We start from the raw sequence: 18,185 nt of genomic DNA on the forward strand, positions 1-18,185 counted from the left end.
GCGCTTGCGGCCGTTCACTGAGTGTCAGCGCTCAATGAGGAGGTTCCTGACCAAGTACAAGATTTCGTGACAGTGCACAGGTACAGCGTCAGAGCAACGCGCTGGCTAGCATCCCAATCGCCACCACTCCACACAGGCTGGCGAACCCCACTTGCAACACCCGCGCAGGGATCACCGAACACAGCCGCCTTCCCGCCAACATGCCGACGACGCTCGCACCAATAAACACCCAGCCCACCGGCTCGATGCTCACGCCCGCATGAAACGCACCGGCCACGCCGATCAGCGACAGCAGGCTGACCACCATTAACGACGTGGCGACGATCCCGCGCATCTGCACGTCGGTCAGTTGCTTGAACGCCGGCACGATCAGGAAGCCGCCGCCCACGCCCAGCAAACCTGAAACGGCGCCGGTCACGGCTCCCAACGCCGCCAGGGTGGCGCTGCATTTGGCGGTCCAGGCCAGGCGACCGGTCTGCTGGTTGAGCATGCAGTTTTTCTGGCCCCACGACGCCGCACCATGGTCACTCGGCCCAGCCTCGCGCTTTTCCCGTTGCAGCATGCGCCAGGCCACCAGCACCATCAGCGCGCTGAACAGACCCATCAGCACCGGTTCCGACAGTTGGTGGGCGACAAACACGCCCAACGGCGAAAACAGCGCGCCGAGCAGGGCGATCAGTAACGCTGCACGGTAACGCACCAAGCCATGACGCAAGCCATCAATGGCACCAACCGCTGCCGCTGCGCCCACCGCAAGCAATGACACCGGCGCGGCCTGGGTCATGGTCAAGCCCAGCCCCAGCACCAGCGCCGGCACCCCAAGGATGCCGCCGCCCGCGCCAGTCAGGCCCATGACCAGGCCCATTAACACGCCTAACAGACTGGCCAGCAGCATTCAGTCCACCTTGCTCAGACGGGTCAGCCACTCGCGGCCCTTGAGCATGCCATTCCAGTAGAACCACGGCAGCAGCGTGGCCTTGAGGAACCACATCGAACGGCGTGCTTGCGTAGGGTCGAGGGGAAAGGTCGGCAGCAACGTGCCGCCATAGCCAAACTCGGCCAGCACCACCTTGCCCTTCTCCACCGTCAGTGGGCAGGAACCATAGCCGTCATATTTGAGCGGCAAAGGTGCCTGCTTGCGCAGGGCCAGCAGGTTTTCGGCCACCACCACGATTTGCTTACGCACCGCTGCCGCCGTCTTGGCGTTGGTGGTGCCGCACACATCGCCCAGGCCGAAGATATGCGGGTAGCGCAGGTGTTGCAGGCTATGGGGGTTCACTTCGCACCAGCCGGCGGCGTCGGCCAGCGGGCTCTGGCGGATAAATTCCGGGGACAACTGCGGCGGTACGACGTGGAGCATGTCGAAGGTTTTCTCTTCGACCGTCGCGTTGCCTTCGGCGTCTTTGACTTCAAACCAGGCTTTGCGCGCCGGGCCGTCGACTTTCACCAGGTTGGAGTTGAACGCCAGGCGAGCGTTGTATTTTTCGACGTACTTCATCAGCGGCGGCACAAAGGTTGGCACACCGAACAACGCGGCACCGGCCAGGTTGAACTCGACGTCGATGTGTTTGAGATCGCCCTGCTTGAGCCAGTGGTCGCAGGACAGGTACAGGGCTTTTTGCGGCGCGCCGGCACATTTGATCGGCATCGCCGGCTGGGTGAACAACGCCTTGCCACCTTTGAGTTGCTGCACCAACTGCCAAGTGTACGCGGCATGCTCGTAGCTGTAGTTGGAGGTGACACCGTGCTGGCCGAGGGTGTCCTGCAGGCCTTCGATTTTTTCCCAGGCCAGGCGCAGGCCAGGGCAGACGATAAGGTTCTTCCAGGTGACGCGCTGGCCGCTGTCGAGCACCAGGGTGTTTTCATTGGGCAGCACTTCGCTGACGGCGGCCTGCACCCAGCTGACGCCATTGGGCAGCACATCGGCCAGGGGCCGGCGGGTCTTGTGCAGGTCGTAGGCGCCGCCGCCGACCAGGGTCCAGGCCGGCTGGTAGCAGTGGTAGTCGTTAGGTTCGATGAGGGTGATGTTCAGCTGCGGGTCGCGCTTGAGCAGGCTGGCCAGCAGGCCGATGCCCGCCGAGCCGCCGCCGATGACTACGATATCGCCACTGATGGTGGGTCCCCAGTGTTGTTCGGTCATTGTCTACTGCCTTTTTGAGTCAATGCACACAAGGGTCGCTGCCGGATGGCGTCACGCCCAACTTTTTATGACCGCGCCGCAATACAGCCCGGACAGGGTCTTCATCACTTGAATCACTTCGTGGCTGGCCAGCCCGTAGAAAATGTATTTGCCTTCCCGACGGGTGGCGACCAGCCCTTCATCGCGCAGGATGCCCAACTGTTGTGACAGGGTGGGCTGGCGTACGCCGGTCAGGGCTTCCAGCTCGCCGACGTTGCGCTCGCCCTGGGTCAACTGGCACAGGATCAACAAGCGATCTTCGTTGGCCAGGGCCTTGAGCAAGGCACAGGCCTTGGACGCCGATGCACGCAACTGGGCGACCTCGCCCTCACTCAACGTAGATTCCATTTGCCTCGGGTCCTTTATGTCACTTAAGCTCAAAACATTATGTGTAAACGTAAACTGATTGTAACCACTTTTTTCTTCAGCAGAGACAGCCGCCATGCCAGCGTTGATTCAAGCCTTTCTGGATGACGCATCGTCGACCTACACCTATATCGTCTATGAAGCCGATGGCGGCCCCTGCGCCATCGTCGACTCGGTGCTCAATTACGACCCGGCTTCGGGGCGTACCGATACCGCACAAGCCGACAAGGTGATTGCCTTTGTGCGCGAGCATGGCCTGCACGTGCAGTGGCTGCTGGAAACCCACGCCCATGCCGACCACCTGTCCGCCGCGCCCTACCTGCGCCGCACCCTTGGCGGCAAGATCGCGATAGGCGAGTCGATCAGCAAGGTGCAGGGCGTGTTCAAGAACCTGTTCAACCTGGAGCCGGAATTTCGCGTGGACGGCTCGCAGTTCGATCACCTGTTTGCGCCTGATGAAATCTTTCATATCGGCAACTTGAAGGCCCAAGCGTTGCATGTGCCCGGGCACACCCCCGCCGACATGGCCTATTTGATCGACGGCCGCTTGATCCTGGTGGGCGACACCCTGTTCATGCCCGACGTCGGCACCGCCCGTTGCGACTTTCCCGGCGGCGATGCGCGGCAGTTGTACGCGTCGATGCGCAAGCTGTTGGCGTTCCCTTCGGACACCAAGTTGTACGTGTGTCATGACTACCCGCCCGAGGGTCGAGAGGCCAAGTGCCAGACCACCGTGGCGGAACAGCGAGCGGGGAATATTCATGTGCATGATGGCGTGGATGAAGCGGCGTTTGTACAGATGCGCACCCAGCGTGATGCTGGATTGGGCATGCCAACGTTGTTGCTGCCGGCGATCCAGGTGAATGTGCGGGCTGGAAATATGCCGCCGGCAGAAGAGAACGGCGTGACGTACCTGAAAATCCCTCTCAACCAACTCTAGAAGCACCGCCCCCTGTGGGAGCTGGCTTGCCTGCGATAGCGGTGGGTCAGTTGGCCTATTTGCCCGATAGACAGCTCAATAACGACCAACAGTAACCACGATGCGAAGCGAGCCGCTCTTGCTCTTGCTCTTGCTCTTGCTCTGCTTTTGATCTTGATCTTGATCTCAGGCGCCCCGTTAAACCACGCTGGCCGGAATTCGACAGGGATTTGGGGGGTAAACCGGCAGGGATGCCGGTTTAGCCGCCCCGCGCCATGGATGGCGCGTGGCGGCGCCCCCCCAAATCACTGGCGGATTACGGGCACACCGAGCCTGAGCGAGGTGCCGAGTGGTGGGGCAAGAGCGCTTTGCTTACTTTCGCGCTTTTCGAAAGTGAGCCGCCGTCAGGGCGGAACCCTAAGTGGCCGTTACCGCAGGAATGGATATGTACACAATCCAGCTGCATTGACTGTGAGGCCGTCTTCGCAGGCAAGCCAGCTCCCACAGTTGGATCGTGGGGTGCCGTCATCACAGGCAAGCCCACATTTTGTCCCGTGTTGAATCAGGAACCAAGGCTGATGCCGTTGGCCGGCAATGGCAGTGCGGTTTTGTAGCGCACCTGCTTCAAGGCAAAGCTGGAGCGAATGTTCGCCACCCCAGGCACCTTGGTCAAAAAGTCCATCATGAAGCGCTCCAGCGACTGGATCGTGGGCACCAACACGCGGATCAAATAGTCCGGGTCGCCGGCCATCAGGTAGCACTCCATCACCTCAGGCCGATCCGAGATCGCCCCTTCGAATTGCTGCAGCGCCAGTTCGTTCTGTTTTTCCAGGCTCACGTGGATGAACACATTGACGTGCAGCCCCAGCAGATCAGCATCCAGCAACGTAACCTGCTCACGAATCAACCCCAGTTCTTCCATCGCCTTGACCCGGTTGAAACACGGCGTGGGCGACAGGTTGACCGAGCGGGCCAGGTCGGCATTGGTGATCCGGGCATTCTCCTGCAGGGCGTTGAGAATGCCGATATCGGTACGGTCCAGTTTGCGCATGAGACAAAATCACCTGTTTATTATGTTTATGCAGTTTTTTTATCCGCAAATGACCGGCGACGCAATGAAACAGAGATAAATATTCTTCTACGCGACGCCTATGATTGTTGTAGGACAAGATTTCTTCTACCCGAAGACTGACTGTCAGCTAGCGCGCCCACTACAAGAAATTCACAAGATAGAGCGTAGAAAGCCATGACCCAGCCGTATGCACCGCTGCGCCTGCACGTTCCCGAACCCTCGGGCCGCCCAGGCTGCAAGACCGACTTCACCTACCTGCGTTTGACCGACGCCGGCCTGGTACGCAAACCCGCCATCGACGTAGAACCGGCCGACACCGCCGACCTGGCCAAGGGCCTGATCCGCGTGCTCGACGATCAGGGCCAGGCACTGGGCCCGTGGGCCGAAGGTGTCTCCACCGAGATCATGCGCCGCGGCATGCGCGCCATGCTCAAGACACGCATTTTCGACAACCGCATGGTGGTCGCCCAGCGCCAGAAAAAAATGTCGTTCTACATGCAAAGCCTTGGCGAAGAAGCCATCGGCAGCGCCCAGGCCCTGGCCTTGAATATCGACGACATGTGCTTCCCCACCTATCGCCAGCAAAGCATCCTGATGGCCCGCGACGTGCCGCTGGTGGACCTGATCTGCCAACTGCTGTCCAACGAGCGCGACCCGCTCAAGGGCCGCCAGTTGCCGATCATGTATTCGGTCAAGGAGGCGGGCTTCTTCACTATTTCCGGGAACCTCGCCACCCAATTCGTGCAGGGCGTGGGCTGGGGCATGGCCTCGGCGATCAAGGGCGATACCAAGATCGCCTCGGCCTGGATCGGCGACGGCGCCACTGCTGAATCTGACTTCCACACCGCCCTCACCTTCGCCCACGTGTACCGCGCGCCGGTGATCCTCAACGTGGTCAACAACCAGTGGGCGATTTCCACCTTCCAGGCCATCGCTGGCGGTGAAGCCACCACCTTCGCCGGACGCGGTGTCGGTTGCGGTATCGCCTCCCTGCGCGTGGACGGCAATGACTTTATCGCGGTGTACGCCGCTTCGGCCTGGGCGGCCGAACGTGCGCGCCGCAACCTGGGGCCAACGCTGATCGAGTGGGTCACCTACCGCGCCGGCCCGCATTCCACCTCCGATGACCCATCCAAGTACCGTCCCGCCGACGACTGGAGCCACTTCCCCCTGGGCGACCCGATTGCGCGCCTCAAGCAGCACCTGATCAAGATTGGCCAGTGGTCCGAAGAGGAACACGCGGCGGTCAGTGCCGAGCTTGAAGCCGAAGTGGTCAAGGCGCAGAAAGAAGCCGAACAGTACGGCACCCTGGCCGGTGGCCAGATTCCAAGCGCCGCGACCATGTTCGAGGATGTCTATAAAGAGATGCCGGAGCACTTGAAGCGCCAGCGTCAAGAGCTGGGGGTGTGACATGAACGACCACAACAACAGTATCGAACTGGAAACCGCCATGACCACCACCACCATGACCATGATCCAGGCCCTGCGCTCGGCCATGGATGTGATGCTTGAACGTGACGACAACGTGGTGGTGTTCGGCCAGGACGTCGGTTACTTCGGCGGCGTGTTCCGTTGCACCGAAGGCTTGCAGACCAAGTACGGTAGCTCGCGGGTGTTTGACGCCCCCATCTCGGAAAGCGGCATCGTCGGCGTGGCCGTGGGCATGGGCGCCTATGGCCTGCGCCCGGTGGCGGAAATCCAGTTCGCCGACTACGTCTACCCCGCCACTGACCAGATCATTTCCGAAGCGGCGCGCCTGCGTTATCGCTCGGCCGGCCAGTTCACCGCGCCCTTGACCATGCGCATGCCCTGCGGCGGCGGCATCTATGGCGGCCAGACCCACAGCCAGAGTATCGAAGCAGTGTTCACCCAGGTCTGCGGCCTGCGCACGGTGATGCCGTCCAACCCCTATGACGCCAAGGGCCTGCTGATCGCCTCCATCGAAAACGATGACCCGGTGATCTTCCTCGAACCCAAGCGCCTGTATAACGGCCCGTTCGACGGCCACCACGACCGCCCGGTAACGCCGTGGTCCAAACACCCCCAAGCCCAGGTACCGGACGGCTACTACACCGTGCCCCTGGACGTGGCGGCTATCGTGCGCCCAGGTTCGGCTGTGACGGTACTGACCTACGGCACCACCGTGTATGTGTCGCAAGTCGCCGCTGAAGAAACCGGCATCGACGCCGAGGTCATCGACCTGCGCAGCCTGTGGCCGCTGGACCTGGAGACCATCGTCAAGTCGGTGAAAAAGACCGGCCGTTGCGTGGTGGTGCATGAGGCCACGCGCACCTGCGGCTTTGGTGCCGAGTTGGTCTCGCTGGTGCAAGAGCATTGCTTCCACCACCTGGAAGCGCCGATCGAACGCGTCACTGGTTGGGACACTCCCTACCCGCACGCGCAGGAATGGGCGTATTTCCCAGGGCCGTCCCGAGTGGGCGCGGCGTTGAAACGGGTCATGGAGGTCTGAATGGGCACGCACGTTATCAAGATGCCAGACATTGGCGAAGGCATCGCGGAAGTTGAATTATCGGTATGGCATGTAAAGGTCGGCGACTTGGTGGTTGAAGACCAGGTACTGGCGGATGTGATGACTGACAAGGCGATGGTGGATATTCCCTCGCCGGTCCACGGCAAGGTGATTTCCCTCGGCGGCGAGCCGGGTGAGGTCATGGCAGTGGGCAGCATTTTGATCAGCATTGAAGTGGAAGGCGCAGGCAATACCAAGGATATGCCGGAGGTTGCCGAGCCGGCGAAGGCCGCGCCACCTGTGGCCGAAGCCAAACCGGTACAGGCGCCGGTAGAAAGCAAGCCCGCAGCAGCAGTGAAAGCGCCGCAAGCGCCCGTGGCCCGTGAAGCCAGCGAACGCCCGTTGGCCTCGCCTGCCGTGCGCAAACACGCGCTGGATGCCGGGATTCAACTGCGCTTGGTCCAGGGCACAGGGCCTGCGGGCCGGATTCTGCATGAAGACCTGGAGGCTTACTTGCGCCAGGGCCCGACAACGGCCGCCAGCGCCGCCAACCCGTATGCCGAGCGCACTGACGAACACCAGATCCCGGTGATCGGCATGCGCCGCAAGATCGCCCAGCGCATGCAGGACGCCACCCGCCGCGCCGCGCATTTCAGCTACGTGGAAGAGATCGACGTCACCGCCCTCGACGAGTTGCGCGTGCACCTCAACGAGAAGCACGGTGCGACACGCGGCAAACTGACCCTGCTGCCGTTTATCGTGCGGGCCATGGTCGTCGCCTTGCGCGACTTCCCGCAAATCAACGCCCGTTACGACGACGAAGCCCAGGTCATCACTCGCCTTGGCGCCGTGCATGTGGGCGTCGCCACCCAGAGCGACGTGGGCCTGATGGTGCCGGTGGTGCGTCACGCCGAAGCCCGCAGCCTGTGGGGCACTGCCGAAGAAATCGCGCGTTTGGCCAACGCCGCACGTACAGGCAAGGCCAGCCGTGAAGAGCTGTCCGGTTCGACCATTACCCTGACCAGCCTTGGCGCTCTGGGCGGCATCGTCAGCACGCCAGTGCTGAACCTGCCGGAAGTGGCCATCGTCGGCGTCAACCGCATCGTTGAGCGGCCGATGGTGATCAAGGGCCAGATCGTGGTGCGCAAGATGATGAACCTCTCCAGCTCCTTCGATCACCGCGTGGTCGATGGCATGGACGCGGCGCAATTCATCCAGGCCATTCGCGGCCTGCTCGAACAACCCGCCAGCCTGTTCCTGGAGTAAGGGCATGACTCAGACATTGCACACCACGCTGCTGATTATCGGCGGCGGCCCCGGCGGTTATGTCGCGGCGATTCGCGCAGGCCAACTGGGCATCCCCACCATTCTGGTGGAAGGCCAGGCGCTGGGCGGCACCTGCCTGAACATCGGCTGTATTCCCTCCAAGGCGCTGATCCATGTGGCCGAGCAGTTCCAGCAAACCGTGCACCATAGCCAGGGCTCGCAGCTGGGCATTGAAGTGGATGTGCCGACTTTGGACATCCGCAAGAGCGTGGAATGGAAAGACGGCATCGTTGACCGCCTGACCACCGGCGTCGCCGCACTGCTGAAAAAACACAAGGTGCAGGTGATCCATGGCTGGGCCAAAGTCATCGACGGCAAGACCGTCGAGGTGGGCGAGCAACGCATCCAGTGCGAACACCTGCTGTTGGCCACCGGCTCGACAAGCGTCAACCTGCCGATGCTGCCGATTGGCGGGCCGATTATCTCGTCCACCGAAGCCCTGGCACCGACCCGTGTGCCCAAGCGCCTGATCGTAGTGGGCGGTGGTTATATCGGCCTGGAACTGGGGATTGCCTACCGCAAGCTGGGTGCCGACGTCAGTGTGGTCGAGGCCCAGGCGCACATCCTGCCGGCCTACGACGCCGAGCTGACCCTGCCGGTGGCTGAATCCCTGAAGAAACTCGGCGTGAAGCTGTACCTGGAACACAGCGTCACCGGTTTTGCCGACAACAAGCTGCAAGTACGTGCACCCAACGGCGACACTCTGGCGCTGGACACCGACCAGGTGCTGGTCGCCGTGGGGCGCAAACCCAACACCCAAGGCTGGAACCTCGAAGCGCTGAACCTGGACATGAACGGCGCGGCGATCAAGATCGACAGCCGCTGCCAGACCAGCATGCGCAACGTGTACGCCATTGGCGACCTCAGTGGCGAGCCGATGCTGGCGCACCGGGCCATGGCCCAGGGCGAAATGGTTGCCGAACTGATCAGCGGCAAGGCCCGCGAATTCAACCCGGCGGCAATTCCGGCGGTGTGCTTTACCGACCCGGAACTGGTGGTGGTCGGCAAGACCCCGGACGAGGCCAAGGCGGCTGGCCTGGATTGCATTGTGTCGAGCTTCCCGTTCGCCGCCAATGGCCGGGCCATGACGCTGGAGTCCAAAGCCGGCTTCGTGCGGGTGGTGGCGCGGCGTGACAATCACTTGATTGTTGGCTGGCAAGCGGTGGGGGCTGGGGTTTCGGAACTCTCCACTGCGTTTGGCCTGAGCCTGGAAATGGGCGCGCGCCTGGAGGATGTGGCCGGCACCATTCATGCCCATCCGACCCTGGGTGAAGCGGTGCAGGAAGCGGCGTTGCGGGCATTGGGGCACGCGTTGCACCTGTAAAACCGTGGCGTGGCTATCGCAGGCAAGCCAGCTCCCACACTTGGAATGCATTCCAATGTGGGAGCCGGGCTTGCCCGCGATAGCGGTGGATCAGCCAATGCAGAGGTTGAATGGTCCACCGCCCTGCTCCCACACCGGCCAAGAATGCAGTATTGTTGCGCCATCCAGAAAAAAATCCGACTTGACCAGAGATAGAGGGTGTCATGGGTAACGAGAGCATCAATTGGGACAAGCTGGGTTTTGACTACATCAAGACCGACAAGCGGTTTCTCCAGGTCTGGAAAAACGGCGAATGGCAAGCTGGCACCCTGACCGACGACAATGTGCTGCACATCAGCGAGGGCTCCACTGCCCTGCATTATGGCCAGCAATGCTTCGAGGGCCTGAAGGCCTACCGTTGCAAGGACGGTTCGATCAACCTGTTCCGCCCGGACCAGAACGCCGCCCGCATGCAGCGCAGCTGTGGCCGCCTGCTGATGCCACAAGTGCCGACCGACGCGTTCATCGACGCCTGCAAACAAGTGGTCAAGGCCAACGAGCGCTTCATCCCGCCGTACGGCAGTGGCGGCGCGCTGTACCTGCGCCCGTTCGTGATCGGCACCGGTGACAACATCGGCGTGCGTACCGCGCCGGAATTCATCTTCTCGGTGTTCTGCATCCCGGTCGGTGCCTACTTCAAGGGCGGCCTGGTGCCGCACAACTTCCAGATTTCCGGCTACGACCGCGCCGCGCCGCAAGGCACCGGTGCCGCCAAGGTCGGTGGCAACTACGCCGCCAGCCTGATGCCCGGCTCGGAAGCGAAGAAATCCGGTTTCGCCGACGCGATCTACCTGGACCCGATGACCCACTCGAAAATCGAAGAAGTCGGCTCGGCCAACTTCTTCGGCATCACCCACGACAACCAGTTCATCACGCCGAAGTCGCCTTCGGTATTGCCAGGCATCACCCGCCTGTCGCTGATCGAACTGGCCCAAACCCGCCTGGGCCTGGAAGTGGTAGAAGGCGAAGTGTTCATCGACAAGCTGGACCAATTCAAGGAAGCCGGCGCCTGCGGTACCGCTGCGGTAATCTCGCCTATCGGCGGCATCCAGTACAACGGCAAGCTGCATGTGTTCCACAGCGAGACCGAAGTCGGCCCGATCACCCAGAAGCTCTACAAAGAGCTGACCGGTGTGCAGACCGGTGACGTGGAAGCGCCAGCGGGTTGGATCGTCAAGGTCTGACAGCCACAAAAGCCAGCGACACCACAAAACCCTGTGGGAGCTGGCTTGCCTGCGATAGCAGTCTGTCAGCCAGCATATTGGCTACTGACCCACCGCTATCGCAGGCAAGCCCGCTCCCACACTGGTTTCTGCACCTTCATGAGCGTGGCGTAATATTCTCGGCAATCTTCTTGCCCATACTGATCCTCGGCTCCACCCCGTACCCCAACGCCTCATAAAACCCCACCACCAGGTCATTGCCGCCGGTGATCTGCAGGTTGATCTTCATGCAACCCAGCGCTGTCAACGCCTGCTCGGCATAGCGCACCAGCGACGACCCCAGGCCATGGCGCCGATAGTCGGTATGCACCGCCACCGAATACAACCAGCCACGATGCCCGTCATAGCCGGCGAGGATGGTACCGATCACGGCTTTGTTGTCGGTGGCAACGAAGAACAACCCGTCATTGACCGCCAGTTTCTTATCAATCGCCAGGCTCGGCAGGTTATGCGCGGTGTCATAGCCAAACGCCTGCTGCCATAACTCAATCACCTGGGCACGGTGTTGACGGTCGCGATACGGCCCGATGGGGTGGCGGGACAACAGCGCCTTCTCCATCACCAACGTGCGCTCGTTGCCGTGGTACACGTCACGTACGTTGTGAAAACCCAGCTTGGCGTAGAAGGCTTGCGCCGTCAGCGAGGACGGCACGCTCAGCACCGTCACGCCGGCTTCACGGGCGCGCAGTTCGATCTCGATCATCAATAGCCGACCGATGCCCTGCCCTTGCAGCGCCGGGTTGACGAACACCGAGCGCACCACGTTGCCATCCAGTGCGGCCGTCGCGACGATCAGTTGATCCTGAGTCGCCACCAACACCACACGCCGCTGGAGTAACGCCATTACCGCGTCGGGGGTGAAGTTGCTGGCAACCCGCGCAATCACATCTGCTGGGTAATCACGTGCGTTGCTGCTGTGCAGCGCAGCCAGGATGACCTGGCTGATGCCCTCGGCATCGGAAGGTTGGGCAAGGCGAACAGCGGTAGACATGGTTCCTCCTGGCTGACACAACGATAACAATCACCACAATACCAATGTGGGAGCTGGCTTGCCTGCTCCCACAGGTTGATCGTATTTCAATCTGACAGCCGATTCGGCTGCACCACTCCCGTTTTCAGCTTTCTTGGCTGAGCCACCCCGCTGTTTCAGCCGGGATCCTTTCCCCGCAACGCACACAATAGCGGCACAAGATCCCCAACGGACCCGTGCCCCCATGCAAACCACCAACACCGTCCTGATGATCCGCCCGGCGCGCTTTGCCTTCAACCCGGATACCGCGATCAACAACCGTTTCCAACGCCCGCCGCTGGACCCGCTCAGTGCACAGCACAAAGCGCTGAAGGAGTTCGACGGTTATGTCGACACCCTGCGCCAGCATGGCGTGGAGGTACTGGTGGTGCAGGACACGCCGGCGCCTCATACGCCCGACTCGATCTTCCCCAACAACTGGTGGAGCAGCCATGCTGACGGCAGCCTGGTGCTCTACCCCATGGAATGCCAGAACCGCCGACTGGAGCGCAACAAGGGCGTGCTGCAAGTACTGGAGCAACGCTTTGCGATCAACACCACCATCGACCTCAGCCACCTGGAACAACAGAACATCTTTCTGGAAGGCACCGGCAGCATGGTGCTCGACCGCCAGCACCGCATCAGCTACGCCTGCCATTCGGGGCGCACCCACCACGCGGCCCTACGCCAGTTTGCCGAACGCCTCGACTACCAACTCTGCGTGTTCCACGCCCTGGACCGTCACCAGGCCCCCATCTACCACAGCAACGTGATGATGAGCATTGGCCGCGACCTCGCGGTGGTGTGCCTGCAGGCCCTGCCCGACGACAGCGAGCGCCTGGCCCTGGAACGCTCCCTGCGTGACACCGGCAAGGACATCCTCAGCCTGGACTTCGACCAGTTGGAAGCCTTCGCCGGCAACATGCTGGAAGTCCACGACCGGGACGGCCAACCATTGCTGGTGATGTCCGCCAGTGCCTGGGGCGCCCTGCATCCGGCGCAGCGTCAGCATGTGGAGCGCCATACGCGGCCGGTGGTGGTGAATATCGACAACATCGAACGCATCGGCGGCGGCAGTGCCCGCTGCATGCTGGCCGAAGTGCATCTGCCGGCCCGCCACTCATTTCAATAAGGAGTCTTGCCATGACCCGTTATATCGACGTCAACGACCTCAGCTACCTGGTTTCGCAAAAAGGCCTGCAAACCTGCATCACCGAGATGGCCGACTACATTCGCGCCGACTACCTGCGTTGGCAGGATTTCGAAAAATGCGCGCGCCTGGCCAACCATTCACCGGATGGCGTGATCGAGCTGATGCCGGTGTCCGACGCCTCGCTGTACGCCTTCAAGTACGTCAACGGCCACCCGAAAAACACCCTGGCCGGCATGCTCACCGTGATGGCGTTCGGTGCCTTGGGCGACGTCGACACCGGCAAACCGGTGCTGCTGGCGGAAATGACCCTGACCACTGCGATCCGCACCGCTGCCACCTCGGCCCTGGTCGCGCGCTACCTGGCCCGCGCCAACAGCCGCAGCATGGCGCTGATCGGCAACGGCTGCCAAAGCGAATTCCAGGCACTGGCCTTCCACGCCATGCTGGGCATTACTGAAATCCGCCTGTTCGACATCGACCCCCAGGCCACCGCCAAGCTCGCCGCCAACCTCAAGGCGTTCCCGGCGATCAAGGTGATCCTGGCCGCCAGCGTCGCCGAGGCAGTCAAAGGCGCGGACATTGTCACCACCGTGACTGCAGACAAGGCCTACGCCACCATCCTGACAGACGAGATGATCGAGCCAGGCATGCACCTCAATGCCGTGGGCGGTGACTGCCCGGGCAAGACCGAGCTGGACCGCCGTATCGTCGAGCGCGCCAGGGTGATCGTCGAGTACGAACCGCAAAGCCGCATCGAAGGCGAAATCCAGCACATGCCGGAAGATTCGCCGGTCACCGAGCTGTGGCAAGTGATCAACGGCCAACAGCCGGGCCGCGAGAATGAGCGCCAGATCACCCTGTTCGACTCGGTGGGTTTTGCCATCGAAGACTACTCGGCCCTGCGCTATGTACTGGACGTGGCCAAAGCCCTGGATGTGGGCAGCGAGCTGGAGCTGGTGCCAGACCTGGCCGACCCGAAAGACCTGTTTGCACGCCTGGCCCAGCAACCTGTGGTACAGCATAAAAAGCGCGCCTGAAACCGCTCTGGCTTGCCGCTTTGCGCCCAGGGCAGGCCAGATTCGGGTGGGTCTGGAGCCGATTTTGCCGGTGTCACAGCCGATTCCGCTGCATTGCCTGTTTTAACAGCGCAATTTGCGCTTTGCGCAGGGGGTAAACGACACAAAAAACGCACCATCATGAAGCATTCTCTGCTCCCAGTTATTCACTGCCCCTGACATCAATTACAAAATATAGGGACCGACACATGACTCCTCTGCGATCACTCTTCGCTGCGTTGCTGTTGCCACTGTGCGCCACTGCTGCCCACGCTCAGGACTGGAAAGAAATCCGGTTTGGCGTGTTCCCCGAATACCCGCCCTTCGAATCCGTCGCCGCTGACGGCAGCCTGCAAGGTTTCGATATCGAACTGGGCAACGCTATCTGCGCCAAGCTCGAAGTGAAATGCACCTGGGTGCACAACGAATTCGACGGCATGATTCCGGCCCTGCGTGCGCGCAAGTTCGACGCGATCATGTCCTCCATGGCCGTGACCCCGGCCCGCGAGAAAGTCATCGACTTCACCGACCGCCTGTTCCTCAGCCCCACCTCGGTGATCACCCGCAAAAACGCCACCTTCGGCGATACCCCCGAGTCGCTGAACGGCAAGCAGGTTGGCGTGCTGCAAGGCTCGTTGCAGGAAGCCTATGCTCGCGCGCACCTGGCCAAGCTCGGTGCACAGATCAAGGCGTACCAGTCCCAGGAACAGAACTACGCCGACCTGCAAAACGGCCGCCTCGACGCCACCCTGACGGACAAGCTCGAAGCCCAGCTCAACTTCCTGTCCAAGCCCGAAGGCGCCGACTTCAAGACCGGCCCGGCCTTCAAGGACCCAACCCTGCCCCTGGACATCGCCATGGGCCTGCGCAAGAACGACCAGGCATTGCGTGAGCTGATCAACAAGGGCATCGCCGCCGTCCAGGCCGATGGCACCTACGCCCAGATCCAGAAGAAATACTTCGGCGATCAGGACATCTACAACGAGTAACCGGCAACCGTGCCCATGTGGGAGCGGGCGTGTTGTGGCGAGGGAGCTTGCTCCCGCTGGGGTGCGAAGCGCCCCCAAAAAGCCGGCTCCAGCTGCGCTGTCGAACGGGAGCAAGCTCCCTCGCCACAACAAGCAGTTCCCACAGTAAATCCGTGCACTCCTTCGAGATCTTCCCCATGAACGACCTCCTCAACCTGCAAGGCTACGGCCCCATGCTGGCCCAGGGTGCCTGGATGACGCTCAAGCTGGCGTTCCTCGCCGTGGCCCTGAGCCTTACCCTGGGTCTGGTCGCCGCAGGTGCCAAACTCTCCAGCGCCAAATGGCTGCGCGTGCCGGCCACGCTCTACACCACGTTGATTCGCAGCGTGCCGGACCTAGTGCTGATCCTGCTGATCTTCTACAGCCTGCAACTGTGGCTCAACGACCTGACCGAAGCGTTCGGCTGGGACTACGTTGAAATCGACCCGTTTACCGCCGGGGTGATCACCCTGGGGTTTATCTACGGCGCGTATTTCACCGAAAACTTCCGAGGCGCGATCCTCAGTGTGCCGGCCGGCCAACTGGAAGCCGCCACCGCCTACGGCCTGAGCCGCTGGCAGCGCTTTCACTTGGTGCTGTTCCCGCAACTGATGCGCTTTGCCCTGCCGGGCCTGGGCAATAACTGGCTGGTGCTGCTCAAGTCCACGGCGCTGGTGTCGATCATCGGCCTGTCAGACCTGGTCAAGGCCGCGCAGAACGCCGGCAAGTCCACGAGTGAGCCGCTGTACTTCCTGATCCTCGCGGGCCTGGTGTACCTGGTGATTACCACCCTCTCCAACCGCATCTTCAAGCGCCTGGAACGGCGCTATAACCTGGGCATCAAGGGGATGGCGCGATGATCGAACTGTTCCAGCAATACGGCCTGGCCTACCTGTTCAGCGATGGCAGCGGCCTGTCCGGTGTCGCCATGACCTTGTGGCTGTTCATTATCTCGGTAGTGCTGGGCTTTGGCCTGTCGATTCCCCTGGCGCTGGCACGCGTGTCAGAGCACTTCTGGCTGCGCTGGCCGGTGGAGGTCTACACCTACCTGTTCCGCGGCACGCCGCTGTATATCCAACTGCTGATTTGCTACACCGGGCTGTACAGCCTCGAAGTGGTGCAGGACAACGCCCTGCTCAACCAGTTTTTCCGCAATGCGCTGAACTGCACGCTGTTGGCGTTTGTGCTCAACACCTGCGCCTACACCGTGGAAATCTTCGCCGGGGCAATCCGCAACATTCCCCATGGCGAGATCGAAGCGGCACGCGCCTATGGCCTGCACGGCTGGCGGCTGAACCTGTTTGTGATCGTGCCCGCCGCATTGCGTCGCGCCCTGCCGGCCTACAGCAATGAAATGATCCTGATGCTGCACGCCACGTCACTGGCGTTTACCGCCACCGTCGCCGACATCCTCAAGGTCGCCCGCGATGCGAATGCCGAGACGTTTCTGACCTTCCAGGCTTTCGGCATCGCCGCCCTGCTTTACATGCTGCTGTCCTTTGCACTGGTGGGCCTGTTCAGGCTGGCCGAACGTCGCTGGATGCGCTTTCTTGTTCCTACCCGAGGCTAACCCATGAATCAGTCCGCGCAGGCCCTGGCCGCTTATCCAATGGATGTACCCGTCGGCAACACCGCCACGGCGGCCATCAAGCTGCAAGTCGAAGGTATCCATAAACGCTACGGCGAACACGAAGTGCTCAAGGGCGTGTCCCTCAATGCACGCCAGGGCGATGTGATCAGCCTGATCGGCGCCAGCGGCTCGGGCAAAAGCACGATGCTGCGGTGCATCAACTTTCTGGAACAGCCTGACGCCGGGGTGATCACCCTGGACGGCATCAGCATCGAAATGCAACCAGGCCGCGCCGGCACCCGCGCGCCGCACCAGGCGCAACTGCAAAACCTGCGCACGCGCCTGGCCATGGTGTTCCAGCACTTCAACCTGTGGAGCCACATGACCGTGCTGGAGAACATCACCATGGCCCCGCGCCGGGTGCTGAACGTGAGCGCCGCCGAAGCCGAGAAACGTGCGCGGCTGTACCTGGACAAGGTCGGCCTGCCGAGCCGCGTGGCGGACCAATATCCGGCGTTCCTGTCCGGTGGCCAGCAGCAGCGCGTGGCGATTGCGCGGGCGCTGGCGATGGAGCCGGAGATCATCCTGTTTGATGAACCCACCTCGGCCCTGGACCCGGAGCTTGTAGGAGAAGTGCTTAAAGTCATACAGACGTTGGCCGAGGAAGGTCGTACCATGCTGATGGTCACCCACGAAATGGGCTTTGCCCGCCAGGTGTCCAGCCAAGTACTGTTCCTGCACCAGGGCCGAGTCGAAGAACACGGCGGCGCCGAGATCCTCGACCATCCCACCAGCGAACGCTTGCAGCAATTTCTTTCCAACCGTTTGAAGTGAACTCATGGATACCAAGGCCAACGGACCCCATTCTTCCCCTACGCTGGATCGCATCGACGAAGCGATCATCGACGTACTCAGGCATCAGGGGCGTATCACCTACGAAAAGCTCTCGTCATTGGTGCACCTCACCCCCAGGCCCTGCCTGGAGCGGGTGCGCAAGCTGGAGCGACGCGGGGTGATCCGTGGGTATGGGGCGATCATCGATGTGCAGATGGTCTCACCGGGGCTGTCGCTGCTGGTGCTGGTGGCCCTGTCCAACCAAAGCGGGCGCTCGGCGCAAAAGGCCTTCGAAGCCTGCGTGAAAGCCTGCCCGCAGGTGTTCGAATGCCAGTTGATCAGCGGGCCGTTCGACTACAGCCTGCGCATGCGCTGCCGGGATATGGAACATTACCGGGTGCTGACCGAGACCTGGTTGAACAATGATGAGTTGCACATTGATAAGCTGGTGGCGCATCCGGAGTTGGCAGTAGTCAAGAACACCGCGACCGAACTGGCCTGAACCAGCTAGCTCGTTCCCACGCTCTGAACTGACCCCACAAAGTTGGACGATTTTCTATCTATGCCTGAGCGGCCTGAATTCTGTATTCAACAGGACTCAGGCCGTTTAGCTTCAGTCTGATACGCGAGTGATTGTAA

At 61.6% G+C, this 18,185-nt stretch carries 19 protein-coding genes; 13 read left to right on the forward strand and 6 right to left on the reverse strand.

All coding sequences use genetic code 11. The features are described from left to right. Window positions 1-88: 88 nt before the first annotated feature. Genes JJD66_RS24855 through JJD66_RS24865 form a run of 3 tightly spaced genes read right to left on the reverse strand, consistent with a single transcriptional unit; the run spans window position 89 to window position 2,527 of the window. Entirely contained in the window at window positions 89-895 is an 807-nt protein-coding gene (locus JJD66_RS24855) for a sulfite exporter TauE/SafE family protein (RefSeq protein ID WP_032896475.1), read from the reverse strand. Further along, window positions 896-2,140, reverse strand: a complete 1,245-nt coding sequence (locus JJD66_RS24860) for an NAD(P)/FAD-dependent oxidoreductase (protein ID WP_200649277.1) — start codon at window positions 2,138-2,140, stop codon at window positions 896-898. 51 nt (window positions 2,141-2,191) lie between these two features. Then, complete coding sequence (locus JJD66_RS24865; protein WP_003174875.1) at window positions 2,192-2,527, reverse strand: ArsR/SmtB family transcription factor; 336 nt, start codon at window positions 2,525-2,527, stop codon at window positions 2,192-2,194. A 94-nt stretch (window positions 2,528-2,621) separates the two neighbouring features. On the opposite strand from JJD66_RS24865, the gene JJD66_RS24870 reads away from it, so the two are divergent. After that, window positions 2,622-3,485, forward strand: a complete 864-nt coding sequence (locus JJD66_RS24870; protein ID WP_072446136.1) for an MBL fold metallo-hydrolase — start codon at window positions 2,622-2,624, stop codon at window positions 3,483-3,485. A gap of 541 nt (window positions 3,486-4,026) precedes the next feature. Here the strand turns inward: JJD66_RS24870 and bkdR are convergent. Next, the gene (gene bkdR / locus JJD66_RS24875; protein ID WP_003174877.1) at window positions 4,027-4,515 is read right to left on the reverse strand and encodes a Bkd operon transcriptional regulator BkdR; all 489 of its coding nucleotides are present in this window, start codon (window positions 4,513-4,515) and stop codon (window positions 4,027-4,029) included. 195 nt (window positions 4,516-4,710) lie between these two features. Here bkdR and JJD66_RS24880 point away from each other — a divergent pair, with 195 nt between their 5' ends. From JJD66_RS24880 to JJD66_RS24900, 5 genes are all read left to right on the forward strand, one after another. After that, a complete protein-coding gene (locus JJD66_RS24880; RefSeq protein ID WP_003192305.1) occupies window positions 4,711-5,946 on the forward strand; it encodes a 3-methyl-2-oxobutanoate dehydrogenase (2-methylpropanoyl-transferring) subunit alpha in 1,236 nt (411 codons plus the stop codon). Between the two features lies 1 nt (window position 5,947). Next, window positions 5,948-7,006: an alpha-ketoacid dehydrogenase subunit beta gene (locus JJD66_RS24885; RefSeq protein ID WP_005789444.1), complete on the forward strand. Its 1,059-nt coding sequence runs from the start codon at window positions 5,948-5,950 to the stop codon at window positions 7,004-7,006. Continuing rightward, entirely contained in the window at window positions 7,007-8,272 is a 1,266-nt protein-coding gene (locus JJD66_RS24890) for a dihydrolipoamide acetyltransferase family protein (protein WP_105227240.1), read from the forward strand. Window positions 8,273-8,276: 4 nt separating this feature from the next. Then, on the forward strand, window positions 8,277-9,656 hold the full coding sequence (gene lpdA / locus JJD66_RS24895; protein ID WP_105227241.1) for a dihydrolipoyl dehydrogenase: 1,380 nt from the start codon (window positions 8,277-8,279) through the stop codon (window positions 9,654-9,656). A gap of 203 nt (window positions 9,657-9,859) precedes the next feature. Beyond that, window positions 9,860-10,879, forward strand: a complete 1,020-nt coding sequence (locus tag JJD66_RS24900; RefSeq protein ID WP_003192309.1) for a branched-chain amino acid aminotransferase — start codon at window positions 9,860-9,862, stop codon at window positions 10,877-10,879. Window positions 10,880-11,015: 136 nt separating this feature from the next. Here JJD66_RS24900 and JJD66_RS24905 read toward each other — a convergent pair whose 3' ends face one another. Beyond that, on the reverse strand, window positions 11,016-11,909 hold the full coding sequence (locus JJD66_RS24905; RefSeq protein ID WP_198716491.1) for a GNAT family acetyltransferase: 894 nt from the start codon (window positions 11,907-11,909) through the stop codon (window positions 11,016-11,018). 223 nt (window positions 11,910-12,132) lie between these two features. Between JJD66_RS24905 and ctlX the strand changes: the two genes are divergently transcribed. The 7 genes from ctlX to JJD66_RS24940 all read left to right on the forward strand — a co-directional run bounded on the left by ctlX (window position 12,133) and on the right by JJD66_RS24940 (window position 18,048). Further along, window positions 12,133-13,059, forward strand: coding sequence for a citrulline utilization hydrolase CtlX (gene ctlX, locus JJD66_RS24910; RefSeq protein WP_200649278.1), 927 nt, complete (start codon window positions 12,133-12,135; stop codon window positions 13,057-13,059). Window positions 13,060-13,070: 11 nt separating this feature from the next. Beyond that, window positions 13,071-14,117 carry an ornithine cyclodeaminase gene (locus JJD66_RS24915; RefSeq protein WP_034127975.1) on the forward strand — a complete coding sequence of 349 codons (1,047 nt, stop codon included), beginning with the start codon at window positions 13,071-13,073 and terminating at the stop codon, window positions 14,115-14,117. Window positions 14,118-14,344: 227 nt separating this feature from the next. Next, the gene (locus JJD66_RS24920; protein ID WP_032896457.1) at window positions 14,345-15,124 is read left to right on the forward strand and encodes an ABC transporter substrate-binding protein; all 780 of its coding nucleotides are present in this window, start codon (window positions 14,345-14,347) and stop codon (window positions 15,122-15,124) included. A gap of 176 nt (window positions 15,125-15,300) precedes the next feature. Further along, window positions 15,301-16,002 carry an ABC transporter permease gene (locus JJD66_RS24925; protein WP_200649279.1) on the forward strand — a complete coding sequence of 234 codons (702 nt, stop codon included), beginning with the start codon at window positions 15,301-15,303 and terminating at the stop codon, window positions 16,000-16,002. Continuing rightward, window positions 15,999-16,712, forward strand: coding sequence for an ABC transporter permease (locus JJD66_RS24930; protein ID WP_014719024.1), 714 nt, complete (start codon window positions 15,999-16,001; stop codon window positions 16,710-16,712). The genes JJD66_RS24925 and JJD66_RS24930 overlap by 4 nt, the downstream gene beginning before the upstream one ends. A gap of 3 nt (window positions 16,713-16,715) precedes the next feature. Continuing rightward, entirely contained in the window at window positions 16,716-17,546 is an 831-nt protein-coding gene (locus tag JJD66_RS24935; RefSeq protein WP_003192318.1) for an ABC transporter ATP-binding protein, read from the forward strand. A 4-nt stretch (window positions 17,547-17,550) separates the two neighbouring features. Then, window positions 17,551-18,048 (forward strand): Lrp/AsnC family transcriptional regulator, encoded by a 498-nt coding sequence (locus tag JJD66_RS24940; protein ID WP_003192319.1) that lies wholly within the window; start codon window positions 17,551-17,553, stop codon window positions 18,046-18,048. Between the two features lie 58 nt (window positions 18,049-18,106). Here the strand turns inward: JJD66_RS24940 and JJD66_RS28345 are convergent. Continuing rightward, on the reverse strand, window positions 18,107-18,185 hold a 79-nt coding region (locus JJD66_RS28345; protein WP_325167116.1), incomplete at its 5' end, for an IS3 family transposase.

It is taken from the genome of Pseudomonas sp. MF6751, assembly GCF_016613265.1.
Lineage (GTDB): Bacteria > Pseudomonadota > Gammaproteobacteria > Pseudomonadales > Pseudomonadaceae > Aquipseudomonas > Aquipseudomonas fluorescens_BV.